A 20398-nucleotide genomic window follows, 5' to 3' on the forward strand; every position below is an offset into this window, starting at 1 on the left:
GCACCATGGACCCTGTGAGCTTTTTCCTGGTGTTTCTCGCGATCGTCCTTGTTGGAGCCGCGCTCTATTTCGGGGCGGGCATCGTGCAGGGACGTTCCCTGGGGTCCGGCTTGGATGATCCGGTGCCGAACCTGCCTCCTGTGTTGCTTGCCCACAATCCGGAAGCGCGCGACGTCGATGCCGTTCGCTTTGCGCTGGGGCTGCGGGGTTACCGGATGGACCAGGTGGACCAGGTCCTCGATGAACTGCGTGACCAGTTGCAGGCAAAAGACCGTGAAATCGAGAGGCTGCAAGCGTTGGTGGAGGCACTTCCCGAGGACAGCGCCTCCGCCCCTGGCCCGCAGTGATGAAAGCTGCGGCGCGCCCGGCGGGTCAAGAGGGCGTCACGGACGCGCTGTCCCGTTTGCTGTCAACCACGGTGTGGCGGATGTCCGGTTGGCCGTGGTGGCTGCACGTCGCGGTGGTCTTCGTGGCAGCACGGCTGGTGAGTGCGTGCATCTTTGCCGCCGCTGCCCTGCACCAAGGGACCAACCCGTGGTTCGCCCCTGCGCCTGATTACTGGAACTTCATCACCATTTGGGATGGGCGCTGGTATCAAACTGCCGCTGATGAGGGCTACCCGTCCGTCCTGCCACTGGATGAAACCGGAGTGGTCAAGGAGAACACCTGGGCGTTCTACCCGCTGTTCCCGCTGCTGGGCCGAGGGCTGGGCGCCCTAACGGGGCTAGGTACCTTGCAGTCTCTCACCACCGTTGCGATGGTGGCGGGCTTGGGTGCGGCGTTGGTCATCTACAAGCTTTTCCTCGAGTTCACTGGCAGGCGCACCGCACTATGGGGAGTCGTCTTCGTATCCACCTTTCCGGTGTCGGCGATCCTTCAAGTTCCGTACGCCGAATCCCTGAACCTGCTGCTGCTCGCTGCGGCGCTGCTGCTGGTGGTACGTGGCCGATACCTGAGTGCCATCCCGGTGGTTCTGCTGATGTGTCTTTCCAGGCCCACAGGTGTGCCGTTCGCGTTAATGCTGGGACTACTGCTGGTGGGGAAGTTGTGGCAGCGTTTCGGACCCAACCAGGTGGAACGTCGAAGAGAACAGGCCGAACAAGCCGGTCAAGCCGACCAGCCGACGTCGCTGGTCCGCTTGGTGCCGTTGACAGTCCTGGCGGGAGTTGCCGCGTTGGGAGCTCTGGCCTGGCCGGCCATCGCGTGGGCTGCCACGGGGGACCCGACGGCCTACACCCGCACTGAAACTGCTTGGCGTGGTACGGACTTGGTGCCGTTCAAGCCGTGGTTCGACGCCGGCCAAATGCTGCTTGGACCGGTCGCCGGGGTAATTGCGCCCTTTGTCTTCGTTGGGCTTTTCGCGCTTGTCATGGTCTCCAGGCCGGTCAGGGCTTTGGGAACTGAACTGCGGCTCTGGTGCGCCTGCTACATGGGCTACCTTCTGGTCTTCCTGCAACCGCAGACGAGCACTTTCCGGATGCTCCTGCCCATGTTCCCGCTGGCACTTGGCGTCGCCTTCCTTTCGAAGTCCAAGGCCTACCGGGGCACGGTGGTGGTGATGTTCATCCTGCTCCAGATAGTGTGGATCGTCTGGCTCTGGGCTTGGGCCCAGCTGCCCGGCGGCGGTGATTACCCGCCCTGACGTGGCGTTATAGGGCCCGGACGCAGTAAGTACAGAGTCCGGACGAATATGCCGTTGATTTCGCTACCGGGCGTTAAGTACGGGATAATGGGGTAAGAGCAAGAAGAAGCACCCTAACAGGTGCCCGGCCAAGGCGGCCGCCCGTGTGCCGCCGGCTGGAATTGCGATGAGCATCCAGCCCGCCGGGTTGGCGTGACATAGGACAAATGGAGGGGATTTTCCTAATGGCGGCTATGAAACCACGAACTGGCGACGGCCCTATGGAAGTTACCAAAGAGGGACGCAGCCTGATCATGCGTGTGCCGCTCGAAGGTGGAGGCCGGCTTGTGGTCGAGCTCAACGCCGCCGAAGCGGAGAACCTCAGGGAATGCCTCGTAGGCGTTACTGGCTAGGACCTTACCAGCCAGCTTCATAGGGCAGGGCCCGGCGCGAGCCGGCGCCCTGTTTTGCGTTGGGAAGTCCCCGCTACTTCTTGACTGCCACCAAGAGTCCGTCTCCTGTCGGGAGCATGGCTGAGGCGAGGCGGTCGTCGTCGCGAATCGACCTGCCGATCTGGCGGAGGACCACCGTGGTGGCGTCCCGCGCCGCCGGGTTGGAAACCCGGTCTTTGTCCAAAGCATCATTGATCACCAGCGTTCCGCCGGACTTGAGCAAACGGACAGCCTGCTCAACGTAGACGGGGAAGTTTGGCTTGTCTGCGTCGATGAAGACGAGATCGTACGCGGCATCGGTAAGCCTGGGGAGGACGTCCGCCGCGCGACCGGAAATGGTGCGCGTCCTGTTGGCCGGACTGCCGGACTCGAGGAAGGCCTCGCGCGCGGCCTTGAGGTGTTCGACGTCGAGGTCGATGGTGGTCAGGACTGCCTGCGATCCCAGGCCACGCAAGAGGCACACACCCGAGACTCCGGCGCCGGAGCCGACTTCAACCACGGTCTGCGCCTTGGAAGCGGCCGCCAGCACTGTGAGCACCGCACCTACACCCGGGCTCACCGGGGTGACGCCGAGCTCGTACGAACGTTCCCGGGCCCGCAACAACACGTCATCTTCGGCCGGCAGATCTTCTGCGTAGGACCAGCTGCTTGACTTGTCGGCACTCATGAAGGGATTCGCTCTCCGCGTGTAGGGGTGTTGTACCAGAGTACTGTGTCCCGCGTGCCGGCCGGGTTCGCGCCGTTTCGCCGAGCGTGGAAAATGTTGGTTGATCAGGCAATTCCCAGACAAATCTGGGATGATACTTGTCCGGTCATCCATGAGGTGGACGGCACCGGGCTACGGTGTACCACAGTTTGAGGGGAGTGGACGATGCCGGCATCGCATGCTGAGCCAGTCCAAACATCGGAAAGCCTTGAGGCAGTTGCTGAGTGGGTGATGCCCAGCTGGGAGGACGTGGTGGCCAACCACTCCGCCAAGGTCTATCGCCTTGCCTACCGCCTGACAGGCAACAAGTTCGACGCCGAGGACCTCACCCAAGAGGTGTTCGTCCGGGTGTTCCGGTCACTTGAGAATTTTAAGCCTGGCACCTTGGATGGTTGGTTGCACCGCATCACCACCAACTTGTTCCTCGATCAAGCCCGGCGCAAGAGCCGGATCCGTTTCGACGCCCTTGGAGAAGATGCCGAGTCCCGCCTTCCCGGCCGCGAGCCTGGCCCGGAGCAAAGCTACGAACACAACAATCTTGATCTTGACGTCCAGCGGGCATTGGAAGAACTGCCGCCGGATTTCCGTGCTGCTGTGGTGCTGTGTGATCTGGAAGGCCTCTCTTACGACGAGGTTGCTGAGGCCTTGGGCGTGAAGCTGGGTACCGTCAGGTCCCGAATCCACCGCGGCCGGACGATGCTGCGCGAGAAGCTGGCCCATCGTGATCCGCGCCCCGTCACCACGCGCAAGCCGCGCCTAAAGATGCCGCGCATCGCTGGGCTTCACTAGGACTCCAATGCCTCGTCGCCATCTCCGGCTTGGCGCGCTCCGCCGGTCGTCGTGGCGTGCCCTACGCCACACCCGCAATCCCACGCACGTCGCTGCGTGTGCCCGGTGCCAGGCCGCCCACCTCCGCGAACAGCAATACTTGGAACGGTTAAGGGGTTCCACTGTGCCCGAAGCCAGCCAAGACCTCGCCGCACGCTTGATCCAACAGACAGCATCGCTGGCCAACCAGAGGGATACTCTCTGCAGCGCGCGATCGAGGCAGCCACACGTCCGCCGGTCCCTGCGGATCACGGCAGTCTTTGCTGGAACACTGGCGCTCAGCGCAGGAGCGCTTGCCGCCACCGCCTACGCTGTGGGGGGCGACGCGGAACCACCCGCCCGCACCGCTGCCAGCGACGCCGCGCCACTGGCCGGAGGTATGGCGACGGGCCCGGCCGAGCTCATTTTCGACTCCACTCCCACGCCCAATACTGCAAGCCTGAGCCCTGAGCAGATTGGTCTTTTACGGGCCAATGGCTGGGCCTGCCCGGAGATGGCCCAATTGGGTTTCCACGTCATCGCGGCCCGCGCCACTGAGGTGGATGGGAACCCCGTCGTCGAGCTGGATCTCGAAAACAATGGCCACTCGGCTACGGTTCTGGAGGAACACATGCAGGGCCAGGATCGAGGCGGCTCCGGGCAACATGACCCTGCGCGGCTTTCCATTACGCAGGGATCACCCTGGGAGGCCGTCTACACAACGCCGTCCGCCATCATCAAGTACACTGCCGACCTGCCGGCAACCCAAGCCGCGGACGCAGTTCCGGAACTGGTCAGGGCAGGGGACTCCATGAGCCTGGCATCAGCAGCGCGTCCATCCGAAGCCGGTTACCAGAGGCTGCTGCGAGGGCTTGAGGCCCTCCTGCGTCCGGCTGGTTTATGAGCGGCACCACAGACAAGGTAATCTTCGAAGCGTGTTTGGAATCAATGGCCCGGAGTTCATCGTCCTCTTGATCATCGGCGTGCTCGTCATCGGTCCCAGCCGCCTACCCGAATACACGCAGAAGCTCGCAAACTTGGTCAGGGAAGTGCGCCGGATGGCCTCCGGCGCACGCGAACAGATCAAAGAAGAAGTCGGCATCGACATCGATGACGTCGACTGGAAGAAATACGATCCCCGGCAGTACGATCCGCGCCGGATCATCAAGGACGCCCTGCTCGAAGACGATCCCAAGCCTGTCAGTGCCGGAGCACCAGCCGCTGCCCCGGCGGTCGCTGAACCAAGCAGGCCGAAGGCTCCCGAACGGATCATTCAGCGACTTGCGGACGGCGAAGCAGCACCGTTCGACACCGAAGCCACCTAAGGGTCCCGGCTCAAGAAATCAGCGGGGTGCAATCCCCAGCTTCAACCCGGACAGCCCCCGCGGACGAGTTGCCAGCTTAGCTGCAATGCTGGTCAGTGCCGCACCGGCCGCGCTTTCCCCGGCTCCGAGGACCACCGGCTTTCCGGCATCCCCGCCTTCGCGCAGGCGGATGTCCAAGGGGATCTGGCCCAGCAGCGGGACATCCGTGCCCACCGCGCGGCTCAACCGTTCAGCCAGTACCGCTCCGCCGCCGCTTCCGAACAGCTCCATGCGGCCGCCGTCGGGCATGTCCAGGAAGGACATGTTTTCGATGACCCCGGCCACCTTCTGCCCGGTTTGGGTGGCAATGGTTCCGGCACGTTCGGCGACGTCGGCGGCGGCTGCCTGGGGCGTCGTCACCACGATGATCTCCGCTGTAGGAAGCAATTGCGCCACTGAGATGGCGATGTCGCCCGTGCCCGGCGGGAGGTCGAGGAAGAGCGCATCGAGGTCCCCGAAATAGACGTCCGTGAGGAACTGCTCCAAGGCCCTGTGCAGCATGGGCCCGCGCCAGGCCACCGGCTGGTTGCCCACCACGAACATGCCGACGGACACGACTTTGACACCGAAAGCCAAGGGAGGCAGGATCATGTCGTCCACCTGCGTGGGCTTCTGCGTGATGCCCATAAGTCCCGGTACAGAGAATCCGTGAACGTCGGCGTCCACGATGCCTACACGCAGGCCTTGGGCCGCGAGGGCGCACGCCAAGTTCACAGTAACCGTTGACTTGCCCACCCCGCCCTTGCCGCTGGCCACCGCGTACACCTTGGTGAGGGACCCAGGCTGCGCGAAAGGTATGACCCGCTGGGCGCCCGGACCCCGGAGCTTGTCCTTGAGCGCTTGGCGTTGGGCGGGCGTCATCACCTTCAGTTCAACGTCCACGGCCGAAACGCCAGCGACGCCGGAGAGCGCTTCAGTGGCGTCCCGGGTGATGGTGTCCCGCAGCGGACAGCCGGCAATGGTCAGCAGGACTGCCAGGCGGACTGTGCCGTCCTCGGCAGCCGACACCGACTCAACCATGCCGAGCTCTGTGATGGGGCGGCGGAGCTCCGGGTCGATGACAGTGGCCAGCGCAGCGTCCAGGGCTTGGGAGGATATGTGGCCCACGCCTAGGCCAAGCTTTCCGGAGCGTCGGGCGCGTCGGGAGTTTCGGGTCTTCTCAAGGGCTTGCCCGTGGAATGCTGCGGGCCTGAGCCCTTGGGGCGAACCTTGGGGATCTGTTGGGTTCGCGGACTGCGGGATTTATCCCGCTTTTCCTTGATCCGTTCCTTCACTTTCTCGCGCGGGGATTCCGTTTCGTCCGGAGCGGTTTCATTTTCCCGCAGTTCTTCCTGGGCATCGATGATGTCTTCCAACAAGCCGCGCAGCTCTGCACGGACGTAGTCGCGCGTGGCCACTTCCCGCAGGGCGATCCGCAGCGACGCCAGTTCCCGAGTCAAGTACTCGGTGTCGGAAAGGTTCCGTTCGGCACGCTGGCGATCTTGCTGCAGGGACACCCGGTCCCGGTCATCTTGCCGGTTCTGTGCAAGGAGCAAGAGGGGAGCGGCGTAGGAGGCTTGGAGGGACAGCATCAACGTCAACAGGGTGAAACCAAGCTCCACGCGGTCGAACTGCCACTCGGTGGGGGCAAAGGTATTCCACACAAGCCAAAAGACGCAGAACACCGTCATGTAGACGAGGAACTGCGGTGTACCCATGAACCGCGCGAAACCCTCCGTTGCCTTGCCGAAAGCGTCCGGGTTGGGGGACAACTTGGGTAGGAACCGCTGGCGACCGGTCAGCGGAGTGTCAAGGCTCCCGTAGCTGTTGCCTGCTTGGCGTGCGATGGCCTTGGGGGAACGGGTGGAGTTGTTCTCAGCCAATGCGGCCTCCGAGTTTCCTTATTGGGGCGTCATCATCATGGGCGCGCCAGTCATCCGGCAACAAGTGATCCAACACGTCGTCAACAGTCACCGCCCCCACAAGGCGCCCATCGTCGTCGACGACGGGAAGCGAATTGAGGTTGTAGGTGGCCAAGGTGCGGGCGACTTCGCTGATGTGCGCCTGATCGGACAAGGGCTCAAGGCTCTTGTCGACGAGGTTTCCCAGCGGCTCCGGCGGGGGAAAGCGCAAAAGTTGTTGGATGTGCACCACGCCCAAGAACCGGCCAGTGGGCGTTTCGAGGGGGGGACGGGTAATAAAGATGGAGGAAGCCAAAGCGGGTGAAAGTTCCTCCCGCCGGACGTGTGCCAGCGCCTCCGCCACGGTGGCTTCCGGGGGGAGGATAACCGGGACCGGCGTCATCAATCCACCGGCTGTGTCTTCGTCGTATTCAAGGAGACGGCGGACGTCCTCAGCCTCCTGCGGCTCCATCAGTTGCAGGAGTTCCTCGGCCTGTGCCGAGGGAAGCTCTGCCAGGAGGTCGGCGGCGTCGTCGGGATCCATCTCCTCGAGGATATCCGCGGCGCGTTCAACGTCCAGGGCAGAGAGAATCTCCACCTGGTCATCTTCCGGGAGTTCCTGCAGGACATCGGCGAGCCGCTCGTCCTGCAGTTCGCTGGCTACTTCGAACCGGCGCTTGTCGCTCATCTCCTGGAGGGCTTCGGCGAAGTCGGCCGGTTTCAGGTCCTCGTGGGTGGCCACGAACTGCGTTGCCGCCTGGGGCTCGTTCGGCGCTTCGGTGCGCGCGTCGGCCCAGTCGATAATGAGCGTTTCATTGCGCCGGAGCCTGCTGAGCGGTGACATGGAATGCCCACGGCGGACGAACAATTTGCTGACGAACCAGTCTTTTGAACGGTGCTGGTCCATGGCGATGTCCTCGATGGTGGCATCCCCGCTGCCATCGGCCAAGGTGACGCGGCGATCGAACATCTCCGCCACAACCAACATTTCGGCCCCGCGCTGCTCGAAGCGCCGGAGGTTGACCAAGCCCGTGCAAATGATCTGGGTTTGGTCGATGGAGGTGATCCGGGTCATTGGTACGAATACCCGTTTTTTACCCGGAACTTCCACAACGATGCCAACTACATGTGGAGCCCCGCGCGTACCGCGTGAGAGCACCACGACATCACGCAGCCGGCCAAGACGGTCGCCCAAGGGGTCGAAGACGTCCAGTCCGAGCAAGCGCGCGACAAAGACGCGTGAAGGATGTGTGCTCATGTTCATAGGCTACCGAGTCTGCACTCTTTTAGCTGAATTCCAGCCGCTTCCCATGTCGATGCGACACAATGAAGCTATGTCTAACATTTTTGGTGCTCCCAAAGCCCTTGAGGAATCCCGCAGTGTGCCGCAAGGAGACACTGTTGGCTCGTATACCTCGTATTTGGATGCCCAGAAGGCGGTGGACTACCTCGCGGACCAGCAATTCCCGGTTCAGCACGTCTCAATCGTGGGTAACGACCTGAAAATGGTGGAGCGGGTCACCGGCCGGCTGAGTTACCCGCGGGTGGCCCTGTCTGGTGCCCTGAGCGGCATGTGGTTCGGCCTCTTCGTCGGCGTCATGCTCTCTTTCTTCACGCCCGCCGGCGGGCCGTTTTCGATTATCACCTCTGTGTTGATGGGCGCAGCCTTCTTCATGCTGTTCGGCATCGTCACCTACGCCACCCAGCGTGGAAAGCGTGACTTCACATCCACCAGCCAAGTGGTGGCCACCAATTACGACGTCATCGTCGCCTTTGAAGCTGCCCACGAAGCACGCAGGTTGCTCCAGCAACTGCCGATGAACTCATCCCAAGCCGGCGGCCGCCCAGGGCCCTACAGCACACCGAGCGCACCGTTCCAGCAGCCGGGCCGGGCCCCTGAACGTCCCTCGACATGGCACGACCCCTACGGCCAGCGCACCCCGGGTAACGATGGCTCGGGCGCTCCCACAGGCCAGAATGTGCCTACGGCAGGGGCAAGTCCAGCGGACCAGGCTACGCAAAAGCCCGCTTCGGGCGCCGTTCGGTACCCGGACCTCCCCGACGGTCGACCCCAATACGGGGTCCGCGTGAACGAAGGTAATGCAGCACCGCAGGGCGACGCCCAGCCGCCTGCTGCCGGGGAGAACCCCCGGCAGCAGTAGTGGTTAGCCCGCGGCCTCTTGGTAAATCCCGGCCATCCATGATTCGACGTCGTCGACCGTACGGGGGAGGGCGGCACTGAGGTTCAGCGGGCCGTCCGCGGTCATCAGAATGTCGTCCTCGATCCGGACGCCGATGCCACGGTACTCCTCGGGAATAGCCAAGTCCTCGTTCTTGAAGTACAGTCCGGGCTCGATGGTGAAGATCATTCCCTCGGTGAGGACCCCGTCCAAGTAGAGTTCGCGCTTGGCTTGTGCGCAGTCATGGACGTCCAGGCCCAGGTGGTGGCTGGTGCCGTGCGGCATCCAGCGCCGGTGCTGCTGGCCCTCGGGGCTGATCGCTTCTTCGACAGAGACCGGCAACAGGCCCCACTCCGCCAGGCGTTCGGCGAGCACCGTGGTGGCAGCAGTGTGGATGTCGCGGAACTTGACGCCCGGACGCGCAGCAGCGAATCCGGCGTCGGCGGCGTCGAGGACAGCTTCGTAGACTTTGCGCTGAACGTCGGTGAACGTGCCGGTGGCTGGCAGGGTGCGGGTGACATCCGCGGTGTAAAGGGAGTCGGCCTCCACCCCGGCGTCCAGGAGGAGGAGCTCCCCGGCCTTGACGGGGCCTGAGTTCCGGGTCCAGTGGAGCACCGTGGCGTTGTTGCCGGATGCCGCTATGGTGTCATAGCCCAACTCGTTGCCTTCTTCGCGTGCCCGGGCAAAGAAGGCACCTTCAACAACACGCTCACCGCGCCGGTGGGTCAGCGCGCGCGGGAGGGCGCGGACGACGTCGGCAAAACCTTCGACCGTGGCGGCCACGGCGATCTTCATCTGCTCGATTTCCCACTCGTCCTTGACGAGGCGCAATTCGGAGAGTGCTTCGCTCAGCTTTTCATCAAGGGCGTCGAGTTCACCGAGGTCGAGGTTTTCCGGGTCTTTGGCGGTGTTGAAGCGGGCCGTGTCTACCAGGGCATCGATGTTCTCGTCGACTCCGCGGACCAGCCGGATGGAGATCCCGCCGATCTCCGGAGCACCGACATTCTTGGTGATACCGACCTCCAGTTCGGAGATGTCAGCGGTGGGGAGGCCCAGCCGGGCCTCGAATTCAGCGAGCGTTGGGCGTGCACCGATCCAGAACTCACCTGAGCGCGAGTCGGCATAGAACTGTTCTGTATCGCGCCCGGCGAGCGGCCGGAAGTAAAGCGTCGCCGCGTGGTGGCCGCCGTCGTCGCCCTTTCCTTCACTGACGGGCTCGAGGATCAATACGGCGTCGGGCTCGTGGTCCAAGCCCAGCCCGGTGAGGTGCGCGAAACCGGAGTGCGGGCGGAACCGGTAATCGCAATCGTTGGAGCGTACCTTCAGTGGTCCCGCCGGTATGACCAGCCGTTCGCCCTTGAACAGTTCGGAGATGGCACGACGGCGGCGGGCAGCGTGGTCAGCGACGGCGTCGCGCGCAGGGGTCACCTGCGGAGCGGGCGCCCAGTTGCTGGCCATGAAGGCCTTGAAGGCCTCGGATGTGGGCCGCTGGGAACGGTTGTTCACGCGTTCTTGCAGGGGCTGGGAATTTGCGGAGTCCATGTTTTGGGTGTTTTCGGCATCGTTCACCGTTACATCGTCCCACCAGTGAGTTGATGTGGCCAACGCCGCACCGGCGTATGCGGCCGCGCATCCAATAGGCTGGGAAAGTGAGGATCGACCTGCATACACACTCCAATGTTTCCGATGGAACCCAGACCCCGGCGGAGGTGATCGTTTCCGCCGTTGCGGCGGGGCTCGATGCCGTGGCATTGACGGACCACGATTCCACGGACGGCTGGGAGTCCGCGGCTGCAGCGGCGAGGGACAGAGGGATTGCGTTTGTTCCCGGGATGGAAATTTCCTGCAGGACAAAGGAAGGGATCAGCGTCCATCTGCTGAGCTATTTGCACGATCCCGCGCACCCCGGCTTGCTGGAAGAGATCACCAAGTCCAAGGACGCCCGCCTGACCCGTGCCGAGCACATGGTCAGCCTGCTGTCCGAGGATTATCCGCTCACGTGGGATGACGTGATCCACCACGTTGCGCCCGGGGCCACCGTGGGCCGCCCGCATATCGCCGACGCGCTGGTCGCTGCCGGAGTTGTTGCGGATAGGACGGAAGCGTTCACGTCGATCCTCACTTCCCATTCACGGTACTTCGTCCAGCACTACGCGCCGCACCCGGCCCTCGCCGTCGAGCTCGTCCGTGCAGCGGGCGGCGTGCCCGTCTTTGCGCACCCGGTGGCGTCATCGCGCGGACGGATCGTGGGGGAGGGCGTTTACCAGGAGATGATCGACGCCGGATTGCTGGGCGTGGAGGTGGACCACCGCGACAATCCCGAAGAAGGACGCACGTTCCTTCGCGAACTGGCCGCGACCCATGGACTGCTGGTCACCGGTTCATCGGATTACCACGGGGCCGGCAAGCCGAACCTCATCGGCGAGAACACCACGCGACCGGAAGTCCTTGCCCGGATAGAGGAATTGGCAACCGGCAGCAGGGTAGTCCGGTGAGGCAGGGTAGTCCGGTGAAACACGATACCTGCGCCAGAAGGGTGCCCTGATGGATGTCCAACTACTCGCATCCGTGATCGTCACGCTTTTCGTCATTATGGACCCGCCCGGAACGGTGCCCATTTTCATGTCCCTGACGGCTCAAATGTCAGCGAAGGACCGGAACCGTTCTGCCTTCCAGGCCCTTCTGGTAGCCACGGGCGTCATTGTGCTCTTTGCCATTTTCGGGCAGTCGATCCTGAACTACATGCACATCTCGTTGGCCGCCCTTCAAGGGGCGGGCGGCTTGCTGCTGGTTCTGATTGCCTTGCAGTTGCTCACGGGGTCCACCAGCGGCGAGGAAAACGCCGCCAAATACAAAAATGTGGCGTTCGTGCCCTTGGGAACCCCGCTGATGGCCGGGCCCGGAGCGATCGTGGCGGTCATGGTTTTCGTGCAGCAATCCCACGAGGTCTCGCAATACCTTGCCGTGGGATTGGGGATCGTGGTGGTGCTCGCCTCGCTGTACCTGGCCATGCGGTTCGCTGGACTGGTTCAGCGGGCCCTGGGCGAGAACGGCGTCGAACTGGTGACCAGGATCGCTGGTCTGTTGCTCTCAGCCATCGCCGTGCAAATGATTGCCAACGCCGTGCAGGCGTTCGTCAAAAGTGCTGCTTGAAACCGCTGGATGGAAGGCTGCTTTGGCGCCCAGCCGTTTGCGCATGACGTCGATCGCCTGTTCATTTTGGTCGACGCAGACGAACTTCCGTCCCAGTTTGGCCGCCACCGCGCCCAAGGTTCCTGATCCTGCAAAGAAGTCCAGGCACCAGTCGCCTTCACGGCTGGAGGCCGAGACGATCCTGCGGACCAAACCTTCGGGCTTCTGCGTGGGGTAGCCGGTTTTCTCGCGGCCCGTCGGCGACACAATGGTGTGCCACCAAACGTCCGTCGGCAGCTTCCCCAGCTCGCGTTTGGCTGGCGTGACGAGCCCCGGGGCCATGTACGGTTCCCGGTCGACCTCCGCGTTGTCGAAGTGGTACCTGGCCGGGTTCTTGACGTACACGAGGATGTTGTCGTGCTTGGTCGGCCAGCGGTTCTTGGCGCGGGCGCCGTAGTCGTATGCCCAGATGATCTCGTTCAGGAAGCATTCCCGGCCGAAGATGGAATCGAGCATCACCTTGGCGTAGTGCACCTCGCGGTAATCGAGGTGAAGGTACAGCGTGCCGTCATCGGCCAAAAGCCGCCAGGCTTCCAAGAGCTTGGGTTCCAGGAACGACCAGTAGTCGCTGAACGCGTCGTCGTAGCTGTGCAGGGCGCCCTTAATGGTGTCGTAAGAGCGACCCTTGAACCCGACCCGGTCGCCGTCGCCGTCCGCGTTGCGGACCATCCGCGTTTCCTGTCGGCGTTGGACCCGCCCGGTGTTGAAGGGCGGGTCAACATAGATGAGAGTGAAGGCGCCGTCCGGCAGGGTTGGCAGGAACTCCGCGTTGTCCGCGTGCACCACCAGATTGCTGCCGTCCGGCGCCCAAACAGTGTCAGTCATTGAGGACTTTAGGCCTCGGAGTTGCCGGACTGGGTGCCTGCGGATTCACCGGAAACCACTTCACCGTTGCGGCGGCGCGTGCGCGTACGGCGTGCGCGTACCGGCTTTTCTGCGGCGTCCCCGGAAACCGGTGCCTCGGCGGCAGCTGCCGCTGGAGCGGCTTCGCCTTCGGAGGTACGACGACGGCGGGTGCGGTTGCGTCCGGCATCGCGGCCCCGGCCGCCGTCACGCCCGCCGTCGCGGCCCGAACCGCCCGAGCGTGAGTTCTTCTTGCCCGTTTCCCCGAGGTCCTCGAGAACTTCCGCATCCACACCGGCAAGAACCCGCTTGTTCCGCGGGAGGCGGCCCTTGGTGCCCTCGGGAATGTCCAGGTCCGAGTACAAGTGCGGCGAGGAGGAGTAGGTCTCGACAGGCTCGGGAACGCTGAGTCCCAAGGCCTTGTTGATCAGGCCCCAGCGGGGCATGTCGTCCCAGTCCACGAACGTGACGGCAGTGCCCTTGTTGCCTGCGCGGCCGGTCCGGCCAACGCGGTGCAGGTAGATCTTTTCGTCTTCCACGCACTGGTAGTTGATGACGTGAGTGACGTCGTCGACGTCGATGCCGCGGGCGGCGACGTCGGTAGCGACGAGGACGTCCACCTTGTTGTTGCGGAAGGCCCGCAAGGCTTGTTCGCGCGCGCCCTGGCCGAGGTCACCGTGAATGGCTGCCGCAGCGAAGCCGCGGTCCACCAACTCCTCGGCGACCTTCGCTGCGGTGCGCTTGGTCTTGGTGAAAATGATGGTTCGTCCGCGGCCGCGGGCCTGCAGGATACGTGCCACGACCTCGGTCTTGTCCATGCTGTGCGCACGGTAGATGAGCTGGCGGATGTCGCGCTTGGTGAGGCCCTCGTCGTCGGGATCGGCTGCGCGGATGTGGGTCGGCTTGGTCATGTAACGGCGGGCCATCGCGATGACGGGGCCGGGCATGGTCGCCGAGAAGAGCAGGGTCTGGCGAACCGCGGGGGTGCCGGCGATGAGTGTCTCGACGTCGGGAAGGAAGCCCAGGTCCAGCATTTCGTCTGCCTCGTCAAGGATCACCATCTTGACGTTCTTCAAGCTCAGGTGCTTCTGCTTATAGAGGTCGATCAACCGGCCGGGTGTACCGACAACAATCTCGACGCCCTTTTGCAGCGCGTCCACCTGGGGCTCGTAGGCCCTTCCGCCGTAAATCGTCGCGATGCGTGCATTGCGTTGGCGTGAGGCGGTCTGGAGGTCGTTGGCAACCTGGACCGCGAGCTCACGGGTGGGGACGATCACCAATGCCTGCGGTGCGCCGGGAACTGCGAGCTTGGAGTAGCCCGGGTCATCGCGTCCTTCAACCCGTTGCAGGGCAGGGATGCCGAATCCCAACGTCTTTCCGGTACCCGTTTTGGCTTGGCCGATGATGTCGTGGCCGCTCAGGGCCACGGGCAAGGTCATGGCCTGGATGGGGAAGGGATGCGTGATTCCGGCGTCGGCCAAAGACGCGACGATGTCGGCGCGGACGTTGAAGTCGGCGAATGTCTTCTCTTCGATCTCGTGGGGCGTCTCGGTGGAGACGATGGTTTCCTCGGGTTCGAGAATTTCGGTGCCGGTGGAGTCGGTGAGGACTTCATGGGTATGCAATTCACTCACAGGGAGTTTCCTTATTCATTTAGGCATTGGCGCTGCATGCTCAACGGGGGCAGCGAAGCCGTTACCGGAGCACGAACGGGCGCACATGCAATTCCAGTGGAAGCCGATCGCGGGCTATCTAGTTACTGGCACTGGTGACCAGCCGGTATATCTCAAGATCGCGTAGGGGCGGGCTTGTTGAGTTCAAAATCATCTGAATCAACGACCGGGCATCCATTACTACTGGCTCAGTCTATCCTCTGGCAGCCTCAAAGCCCGGATCGTTCGTTCCATGGCTTGGCGGGAGCAACTCGAACCTGATCTCGCGATTGGCAATGTCGGCCTGCGTTAGGCGCACCCTGACTTTGGTCCCTGACTCCATTTCACCGTCGCATCGGGCCGTCACGGCCGGATCCGCGATCTGGACGAGGCCGGAAGGGCCGTTCCCGTTGCCATTTCCGTTTCCGTTGCCTGCTTTGGACCCCGAGATCACCACAGCATCGAATTCCTGGCCGATGAGGTTTGCCACGAGCGCCGCCTCTACAGTGTCAACAGCCAACCGTTCGAGCCGGCCTGCGAGCTGGTCCGAGGTCGCCATGATCTCCGGCAGCGAGGGGAGCGCTTCACGGGCCCAGGCCGGGATTTCCCGCTTGTTGCTGAGGGCCTCGCAGATGACCAGGACGAATCTGTCCACGAGCCTACGGAGGGGCGCCGTGGCGTGGGCATACGGTGCGCCGATGGCCGCCTGGAGGACCTCTGCGGGAACATCGCCGTCGAAGGGAGTGTAAGCGGCCCCACGGAACAGGGAGCCGGCCGAATGGAGGATGGCCAACTGCTTGGGGTCGCTTGCGTCAAGGGTCCGCAGATACTCGCCATAGCTCACCTGGCCGTCCCAAGGCTTGCCGAGGGCCTGTGTTTGCCTCCTGAAATGCAGCAGCGAGCGTTCGTCCGGGGCCGGCATGGTCCGCAGGATCCCCACCTTGCCTGCCAGCATCAGTTGCGCAGCAGCCATCCCTGTCATGAGGGAAATCTGCGCGTTCCAGTCTTCCACCGGCAAAGAGGGGGCCGCTACGATCTTGTACCCGCCGCCGTCGTTCGCTTGGACGATTTCCTGTTCGGGCATGTTCAGGCTGGCCCCGCCACGCAACCGTTCCAGTTCCACCCGCTTGAGGCCGACCTCTTTGAGCAGTTGCAGCGTAGCGGGTGCGGTCCCGGCGTCGATCTGTTGCTGGACGCCGTGGTAGTTGAGTTTGGCCCGGCTCCGGACCGTGGCGCGATCCACCGTGACACTGACGACGTCGGCCGCTTGGTCGAGTGCGAAGTTCCACACGAAAGCCCCGCAGTCCTGTCCCTCGAGCAGACTCCCGGCCTGTTCGCTGATGATTTCCGGGTGCAGTGGAATGCGTCCGTCCGGTGCATAGAAGGTCTGGCCCCGGTGCCGGGTCTCCGCGTCAAGGGCGCCGCCGGGCACGACGAAAGAGGGCACATCGGAGATGGCGTACAGGACCTTGTAGCCGTCTCCGGCACGGTCGATGAACAGCGCTTGATCGAGGTCGGTGGAGGTCGCGGGATCGATGGTGACGAACGGAACATCCCGCATGTCCGCTGCCGGCAGCTGGTGGTTTTCCACCGCTTTCCGGGCCTCGGCCACAGCCGCATCCGGATAGGGGCCCGGCAGTTCCAATTCGGTTCGCAGCGCGGCCAGCGCCGCAGCGAGCTGGTCTGTCGGGTCGATGACGTTGGGTGCTATCCGATGATGTGACACGAAAGTCAGGTTAGCCCGAAACGGGCCCGGAGTCTCGAAACCGGTGCACCGTCAATTTGGTGTGCGGTTAAGCGGCGTCCAGCGCTTCGATCAGTGACTTGGCTGCCGTCGTCGGATCATTGGCTTCGGTGATGGCGCGGACGACGACGACGCGGCTGGCCCCCGCGGCCACCACGTGTTCCACGTTGTCAAGATCGATGCCGCCGATCGCGAACCAGGGCAGCGGTTCGTTCCGCCCGGCCTTCTCCTCCACACGCTTCACGGCTTCTGCGGCATATGTGACCAGCTCCAGTCCGACGGCGGCACGGCCAGGTTTGGTCGGCGTTGCCCAGACCGGGCCGACACAGAAATAGTCCAAGGCTGCCGTGCTCGCAGAAGCGTTGATGGCCGCATCGATCTGTTGGGGATCGTGGCTGGAAAGGCCGATCGCTGTGTTGCCGCTGAGAAGCCCGCGGGCAGCATCCAAGGGAAGGTCTTTTTGCCCGATATGGAACACGGGAGCCCCGGAAACACTGGCGACGTCCGCCCGGTCGTTCACGGCCCATAACCGGCCGTGACGCTCGGCAACCGAACGGAGGATCGCAAGTTTTTCCAGTTCCTCGGCCGCTTCCAGGGTCTTATCCCGCAGTTGGATGATGTCCACGCCGCCCTGGAAGGCCGCGTCCACGAAGTCTTCAAAGTCGCCCTGCCGCGCCCGCGCATCAGTGCACAAGTAGAGGCGGGCAGAGGCAATGGCTTGGTGCTGGGTCATGGAACCACAGTAGTTCCTCTAAACTGGGCACGTACTGCGGGAGCCGGAAAACGTCATATGACCGTCCGGCTGAGAGGGCTTCAGCGCCGACCGCTTGACCTGATCCGGCTAGTACCGGCGTAGGGAAGGAAACAGATGGCAGAATCCAGCCACATCCCGGGCGGCGAAGGGCCCCTGCATGCCGACGTCGCCGTGGTCGGTGGGGGAGTCATCGGCCTGGGCATCGCCCACGAAGCCCGTCGACTCGGCCGCTCGGTGGTACTCATCGACCCCCGCCCCGCTACCGGGGCGACCTTTGCTGCCGCCGGAATGCTGGCCCCGGTCAGCGAATTGCACTACCAGGAGGAAGCCCTCCTGGAACTTATGCTCGAATCCTCCCGCTTGTGGCCGTCGTTCGCCGCCGGCCTCTCTACAGCGGGCGGGAGCACCGGTTACCGCACGACGTCGACCCTTGCAGTGGGCGCGGACGCGGCGGATCGTCGTGCGCTGATGGATCTCCGCTCCGCGCAGCTCGCCGCCGGCCTGGCGGTGGAACCCATGGCCTTGCGGCAGGCGCGGGAGCGTGAGCCGCTGCTGAGTCCACATATTTCCTGCGTCTTTGATATTCCATCCGACCATCAGGTGGATCCACGGAAGCTGGCGGCCTGCCTCCTGGCCGGGCTGGCCAGGCATTCACCGGCAGACACCACCTGGGTGGCCGGAGCTAGAGACGGATTCGGGGCGGCGTCCGCAGCAACAGGCCTGATGCAGGACGGCGAACGCGTCACCGGCGTCCAACTCGACTCCGGATCGGTTGTTGTGGCGGAAGAGACGGTGCTGGCCAACGGGCTGGGCGCCCGGCAGTTCCCCGGACTCCCGGACGGGCTGGCACTGCCGCTGCGTCCTGTGTATGGCGACATCCTCAGGCTTCGGGTACCGGAGCACCTCCGGCCTTTGGTCACCTCAACCATCCGGGGAGTGGTCCGTGGCGTGCCCATTTACATCGTTCCCCGGGACGATGGAACGGTGGTCATTGGGGCGACACAAAGAGAAGACGGATTATCGTCGGGCACCGATGCCGTCTCCGCCGGCGGTGTGTACCAACTCCTGCGGGACGCCCAAGCACTGGTTCCGGCGGTGGCCGAACTCGAACTCCTGGAGGTCACAGCCCGCGCCAGGCCGGGCACCCCGGATAACGCACCGCTCCTTGGGCGCGTCGCCGGCTCCAAGGGTGACATTGAAGGGCTGGTCATCGCCACCGGATTCTTCCGCCATGGTGTCCTCCTGACACCAGTCGCCGCCAAGATAGTGGGCCGATTGCTTGATGGCTTCTCGGACCCCCGCTGGTCAATCTTCCGGCCCGACCGGTTCGATCCGCAGCGATCTGCCCTCACGCATTCTGAAAACACTCAAACGCTCAACCTAGGATCGGCATGAACATCAAACTCAACGGTGCAGACCACGCCGTCGCGGAGGACGCCTCCGTTAGCACGCTCGTCACCGCCATCACAGGGCGGGTCCTGGACCACCGCGGACAGGCTGCCGACGGAGGCAAGCTCGGTGTCGCCGTCGCCCGTAACTCCGAAGTTGTGCCCCGCAGCCAATGGGCTGCAACGGCGCTCGCCGATGGGGACGACGTAGAACTTGTTACCGCAGTCCAAGGAGGCTAAAGCATGACAACGGCATCAACCGCAGCGCAGGAAACAACAGCAGCGCCGTCTTCCGGCGATCACGATCCCTTGGTAATCGACGGCGTCACGTTCGGCTCACGCCTGATCATGGGCACAGGGGGTGCGCCCAGCCTGGACGGGCTGGGCGCCGCCCTTTTGGCTTCCGGCACGGAACTGACCACTGTCGCCATGCGGCGGTATTCCCCAGCGGAAACCGGCTCGCTGTTCCAACTCCTGGTGGACAACAACATCAAGGTACTGCCCAACACGGCAGGGTGCTTCACGGCAAAAGATGCCATCATGACAGCGGAGCTGGCCCGTGAGGCATTGGAGACCGACTGGGTGAAACTGGAGGTCATTGCCGATGAGCACACGCTGCTTCCGGACGGCGTGGAGCTCGTGGACGCCACCGAACAGCTGGTGAACCGCGGCTTCAAAGTCTTTGCCTACACCAATGACGATCCCGTCCTGGCCCTGCGGTTGGAGACGTTGGGAGCCACAGCCGTGATGCCGCTGGGTGCTCCCATCGGAACGGGCCTGGGCATCCTGAACCCCCACAATATTGAACTCATTGTTTCCCGCGCGTCCGTTCCCGTGGTCCTCGACGCCGGCATCGGGACAGCCTCGGATGCGGCGCTCGCCATGGAACTAGGCTGCGATGCTGTCCTCCTGGCCACAGCCGTCACCCGGGCCCAGAATCCGGTGCAGATGGGCGCGGCGTTCAAACACGCAGTCATGGCGGGAAGGTTGGCGCAACGCGCCGGCCGCATCCCCAAACGTGAACATGCCCTCGCGTCATCGGCCATGGAAGGCCGGGCCGAGTTCCTGTAGAGGCGCCGAAAAGTGTTTAAAGGTGCTCAATAGCGGAGGGCCATCACCCATAAGGTGATGGCCCTCCGCTATTGAGCTGAACCGGGGCTAGATTAAGCTGAAGCGGCTGGATCAAGCCGAAGCGCGGCTAGAGCCGCAATGCCCGGGTGAGCGCAGCAGTGTCGAGCTTGGTCCGCGTACGTCCCAGGAAGATCGCCACGGCAACCGCGGCGATGGTTCCCAACACGATAGGCCCGACCCAGGGAATCCACGTCAGGCCCGGCTGGTAGCCCCAGCCGACGCTGATGAAGATGATCCAGGCCAGGGCCCCAACGGTGGTCGCGATGCCGGCCGGCAGCACAGTCCCGTATCTACTGTGACGCTTGTCAGCTCCCCACACGATGAAACCAGCGGCAATGGTAGCCAAGACCACGATGACGAGGGAAAGCATGGGCGCTCCTTGTGGGACTGCTGCTGGGTAGGACTGCTGCTGGGTAGGACTGCTGAGCTTCTAGAGTGCGCCGAAGCCGACGCGGCGGACCTCTTCAGCTCCAATTTCGACGTACCCCAAGACGTTGCCGGGGACAATGATCTGGCGGCCCTTCTCATCCGTGAGACGGAGCTCTGAGCCCTTGGACACTGCCTCGGCCACAATCTTGGCCACAGAGTCAGCATCGAGGGCCGATTCGAGTACGATTTCGCGGCCGACGTTCTGAATGCCGATCTTTACTTCCACAGCAAGGCCTCCAAGCCAATCAAGTGTTA

General features: G+C 63.6%; 23 protein-coding genes and 1 riboswitch. Of the genes, 12 read left to right on the plus strand and 11 right to left on the minus strand.

Annotation, left to right across the window (positions count from 1 at the left end):
- The first annotated feature begins 5 nt into the window (after window positions 1-5).
- From QRN04_RS10485 to QRN04_RS10495, 3 genes are all read left to right on the plus strand, one after another.
- Window positions 6-347: a DivIVA domain-containing protein gene (locus tag QRN04_RS10485; protein ID WP_284975966.1), complete on the plus strand. Its 342-nt coding sequence runs from the start codon at window positions 6-8 to the stop codon at window positions 345-347.
- An 80-nt stretch (window positions 348-427) separates the two neighbouring features.
- Window positions 428-1642: a hypothetical protein gene (locus tag QRN04_RS10490; protein WP_284976018.1), complete on the plus strand. Its 1215-nt coding sequence runs from the start codon at window positions 428-430 to the stop codon at window positions 1640-1642.
- A gap of 224 nt (window positions 1643-1866) precedes the next feature.
- A complete protein-coding gene (locus QRN04_RS10495; protein ID WP_284975967.1) occupies window positions 1867-2034 on the plus strand; it encodes a DUF3117 domain-containing protein in 168 nt (55 codons plus the stop codon).
- Window positions 2035-2107: 73 nt separating this feature from the next.
- On the opposite strand, the gene QRN04_RS10500 is transcribed toward QRN04_RS10495, so the two are convergent.
- Window positions 2108-2740 carry an O-methyltransferase gene (locus QRN04_RS10500; RefSeq protein ID WP_284975968.1) on the minus strand — a complete coding sequence of 211 codons (633 nt, stop codon included), beginning with the start codon at window positions 2738-2740 and terminating at the stop codon, window positions 2108-2110.
- Window positions 2741-2944: 204 nt separating this feature from the next.
- Between QRN04_RS10500 and sigE the strand changes: the two genes are divergently transcribed.
- Genes sigE through QRN04_RS10515 form a run of 3 tightly spaced genes read left to right on the plus strand, consistent with a single transcriptional unit; the run spans window position 2945 to window position 4911 of the window.
- On the plus strand, window positions 2945-3568 hold the full coding sequence (gene sigE / locus QRN04_RS10505; protein ID WP_284975969.1) for an RNA polymerase sigma factor SigE: 624 nt from the start codon (window positions 2945-2947) through the stop codon (window positions 3566-3568).
- A 7-nt stretch (window positions 3569-3575) separates the two neighbouring features.
- A complete protein-coding gene (locus tag QRN04_RS10510; protein ID WP_284975970.1) occupies window positions 3576-4490 on the plus strand; it encodes a hypothetical protein in 915 nt (304 codons plus the stop codon).
- Between the two features lie 31 nt (window positions 4491-4521).
- Window positions 4522-4911, plus strand: coding sequence for a twin-arginine translocase TatA/TatE family subunit (locus QRN04_RS10515; RefSeq protein WP_284975971.1), 390 nt, complete (start codon window positions 4522-4524; stop codon window positions 4909-4911).
- Between the two features lie 18 nt (window positions 4912-4929).
- Here QRN04_RS10515 and QRN04_RS10520 read toward each other — a convergent pair whose 3' ends face one another.
- The 3 genes from QRN04_RS10520 to QRN04_RS10530 are packed head-to-tail and all read right to left on the minus strand — an operon-like array spanning window position 4930 to window position 8088.
- The gene (locus QRN04_RS10520) at window positions 4930-6057 is read right to left on the minus strand and encodes an Mrp/NBP35 family ATP-binding protein (protein ID WP_284975972.1); all 1128 of its coding nucleotides are present in this window, start codon (window positions 6055-6057) and stop codon (window positions 4930-4932) included.
- Window positions 6058-6059: 2 nt separating this feature from the next.
- Window positions 6060-6776, minus strand: coding sequence for a DUF1003 domain-containing protein (locus tag QRN04_RS10525; RefSeq protein WP_284976019.1), 717 nt, complete (start codon window positions 6774-6776; stop codon window positions 6060-6062).
- Between the two features lie 28 nt (window positions 6777-6804).
- Complete coding sequence (locus tag QRN04_RS10530; protein ID WP_284975973.1) at window positions 6805-8088, minus strand: magnesium transporter MgtE N-terminal domain-containing protein; 1284 nt, start codon at window positions 8086-8088, stop codon at window positions 6805-6807.
- A 76-nt stretch (window positions 8089-8164) separates the two neighbouring features.
- On the opposite strand from QRN04_RS10530, the gene QRN04_RS10535 reads away from it, so the two are divergent.
- Window positions 8165-8992: a general stress protein gene (locus tag QRN04_RS10535; RefSeq protein WP_284975974.1), complete on the plus strand. Its 828-nt coding sequence runs from the start codon at window positions 8165-8167 to the stop codon at window positions 8990-8992.
- 3 nt (window positions 8993-8995) lie between these two features.
- On the opposite strand, the gene QRN04_RS10540 is transcribed toward QRN04_RS10535, so the two are convergent.
- Window positions 8996-10579 (minus strand): aminopeptidase P family protein, encoded by a 1584-nt coding sequence (locus QRN04_RS10540; protein ID WP_284975975.1) that lies wholly within the window; start codon window positions 10577-10579, stop codon window positions 8996-8998.
- An 80-nt stretch (window positions 10580-10659) separates the two neighbouring features.
- Here QRN04_RS10540 and QRN04_RS10545 point away from each other — a divergent pair, with 80 nt between their 5' ends.
- Both QRN04_RS10545 and QRN04_RS10550 read left to right on the plus strand, forming a co-directional pair.
- Window positions 10660-11505, plus strand: a complete 846-nt coding sequence (locus QRN04_RS10545) for a PHP domain-containing protein (RefSeq protein ID WP_284975976.1) — start codon at window positions 10660-10662, stop codon at window positions 11503-11505.
- A 49-nt stretch (window positions 11506-11554) separates the two neighbouring features.
- Window positions 11555-12163 carry a MarC family protein gene (locus QRN04_RS10550; RefSeq protein ID WP_284975977.1) on the plus strand — a complete coding sequence of 203 codons (609 nt, stop codon included), beginning with the start codon at window positions 11555-11557 and terminating at the stop codon, window positions 12161-12163.
- On the opposite strand, the gene QRN04_RS10555 is transcribed toward QRN04_RS10550, so the two are convergent.
- From QRN04_RS10555 to thiE, 4 genes are all read right to left on the minus strand, one after another.
- Entirely contained in the window at window positions 12101-13027 is a 927-nt protein-coding gene (locus QRN04_RS10555; protein WP_284975978.1) for a DNA-methyltransferase, read from the minus strand. The genes QRN04_RS10550 and QRN04_RS10555 overlap by 63 nt on opposite strands.
- Before the next feature lie 8 nt (window positions 13028-13035).
- On the minus strand, window positions 13036-14679 hold the full coding sequence (locus QRN04_RS10560; protein ID WP_284975979.1) for a DEAD/DEAH box helicase: 1644 nt from the start codon (window positions 14677-14679) through the stop codon (window positions 13036-13038).
- Between the two features lie 232 nt (window positions 14680-14911).
- Window positions 14912-16423 (minus strand): RNB domain-containing ribonuclease, encoded by a 1512-nt coding sequence (locus QRN04_RS10565; protein ID WP_284975980.1) that lies wholly within the window; start codon window positions 16421-16423, stop codon window positions 14912-14914.
- Window positions 16424-16490: 67 nt separating this feature from the next.
- Window positions 16491-17174, minus strand: coding sequence for a thiamine phosphate synthase (gene thiE, locus QRN04_RS10570; protein ID WP_284975981.1), 684 nt, complete (start codon window positions 17172-17174; stop codon window positions 16491-16493).
- A 26-nt stretch (window positions 17175-17200) separates the two neighbouring features.
- A riboswitch (TPP riboswitch) is annotated at window positions 17201-17317 on the plus strand.
- Here thiE and thiO point away from each other — a divergent pair.
- The 3 genes from thiO to QRN04_RS10585 all read left to right on the plus strand — a co-directional run bounded on the left by thiO (window position 17310) and on the right by QRN04_RS10585 (window position 19654).
- Window positions 17310-18590 carry a glycine oxidase ThiO gene (gene thiO, locus QRN04_RS10575; RefSeq protein ID WP_284975982.1) on the plus strand — a complete coding sequence of 427 codons (1281 nt, stop codon included), beginning with the start codon at window positions 17310-17312 and terminating at the stop codon, window positions 18588-18590. Its footprint overlaps the riboswitch before it by 8 nt.
- The gene (gene thiS, locus QRN04_RS10580; protein ID WP_284975983.1) at window positions 18587-18823 is read left to right on the plus strand and encodes a sulfur carrier protein ThiS; all 237 of its coding nucleotides are present in this window, start codon (window positions 18587-18589) and stop codon (window positions 18821-18823) included. Before thiO ends, thiS begins: the two co-directional genes overlap by 4 nt.
- A 3-nt stretch (window positions 18824-18826) precedes the next feature.
- Complete coding sequence (locus QRN04_RS10585) at window positions 18827-19654, plus strand: thiazole synthase (RefSeq protein ID WP_284975984.1); 828 nt, start codon at window positions 18827-18829, stop codon at window positions 19652-19654.
- Window positions 19655-19781: 127 nt separating this feature from the next.
- Here QRN04_RS10585 and QRN04_RS10590 read toward each other — a convergent pair whose 3' ends face one another.
- Both QRN04_RS10590 and QRN04_RS10595 read right to left on the minus strand, forming a co-directional pair.
- Entirely contained in the window at window positions 19782-20084 is a 303-nt protein-coding gene (locus QRN04_RS10590) for a cytochrome c-type biogenesis protein (RefSeq protein WP_284975985.1), read from the minus strand.
- A 60-nt stretch (window positions 20085-20144) separates the two neighbouring features.
- The gene (locus QRN04_RS10595) at window positions 20145-20369 is read right to left on the minus strand and encodes a DUF3107 domain-containing protein (RefSeq protein ID WP_284975986.1); all 225 of its coding nucleotides are present in this window, start codon (window positions 20367-20369) and stop codon (window positions 20145-20147) included.
- Between the last annotated feature and the right edge of the window lie 29 nt (window positions 20370-20398).

This window comes from Arthrobacter sp. efr-133-TYG-104, assembly GCF_030208915.1.
GTDB lineage: Bacteria > Actinomycetota > Actinomycetes > Actinomycetales > Micrococcaceae > Arthrobacter.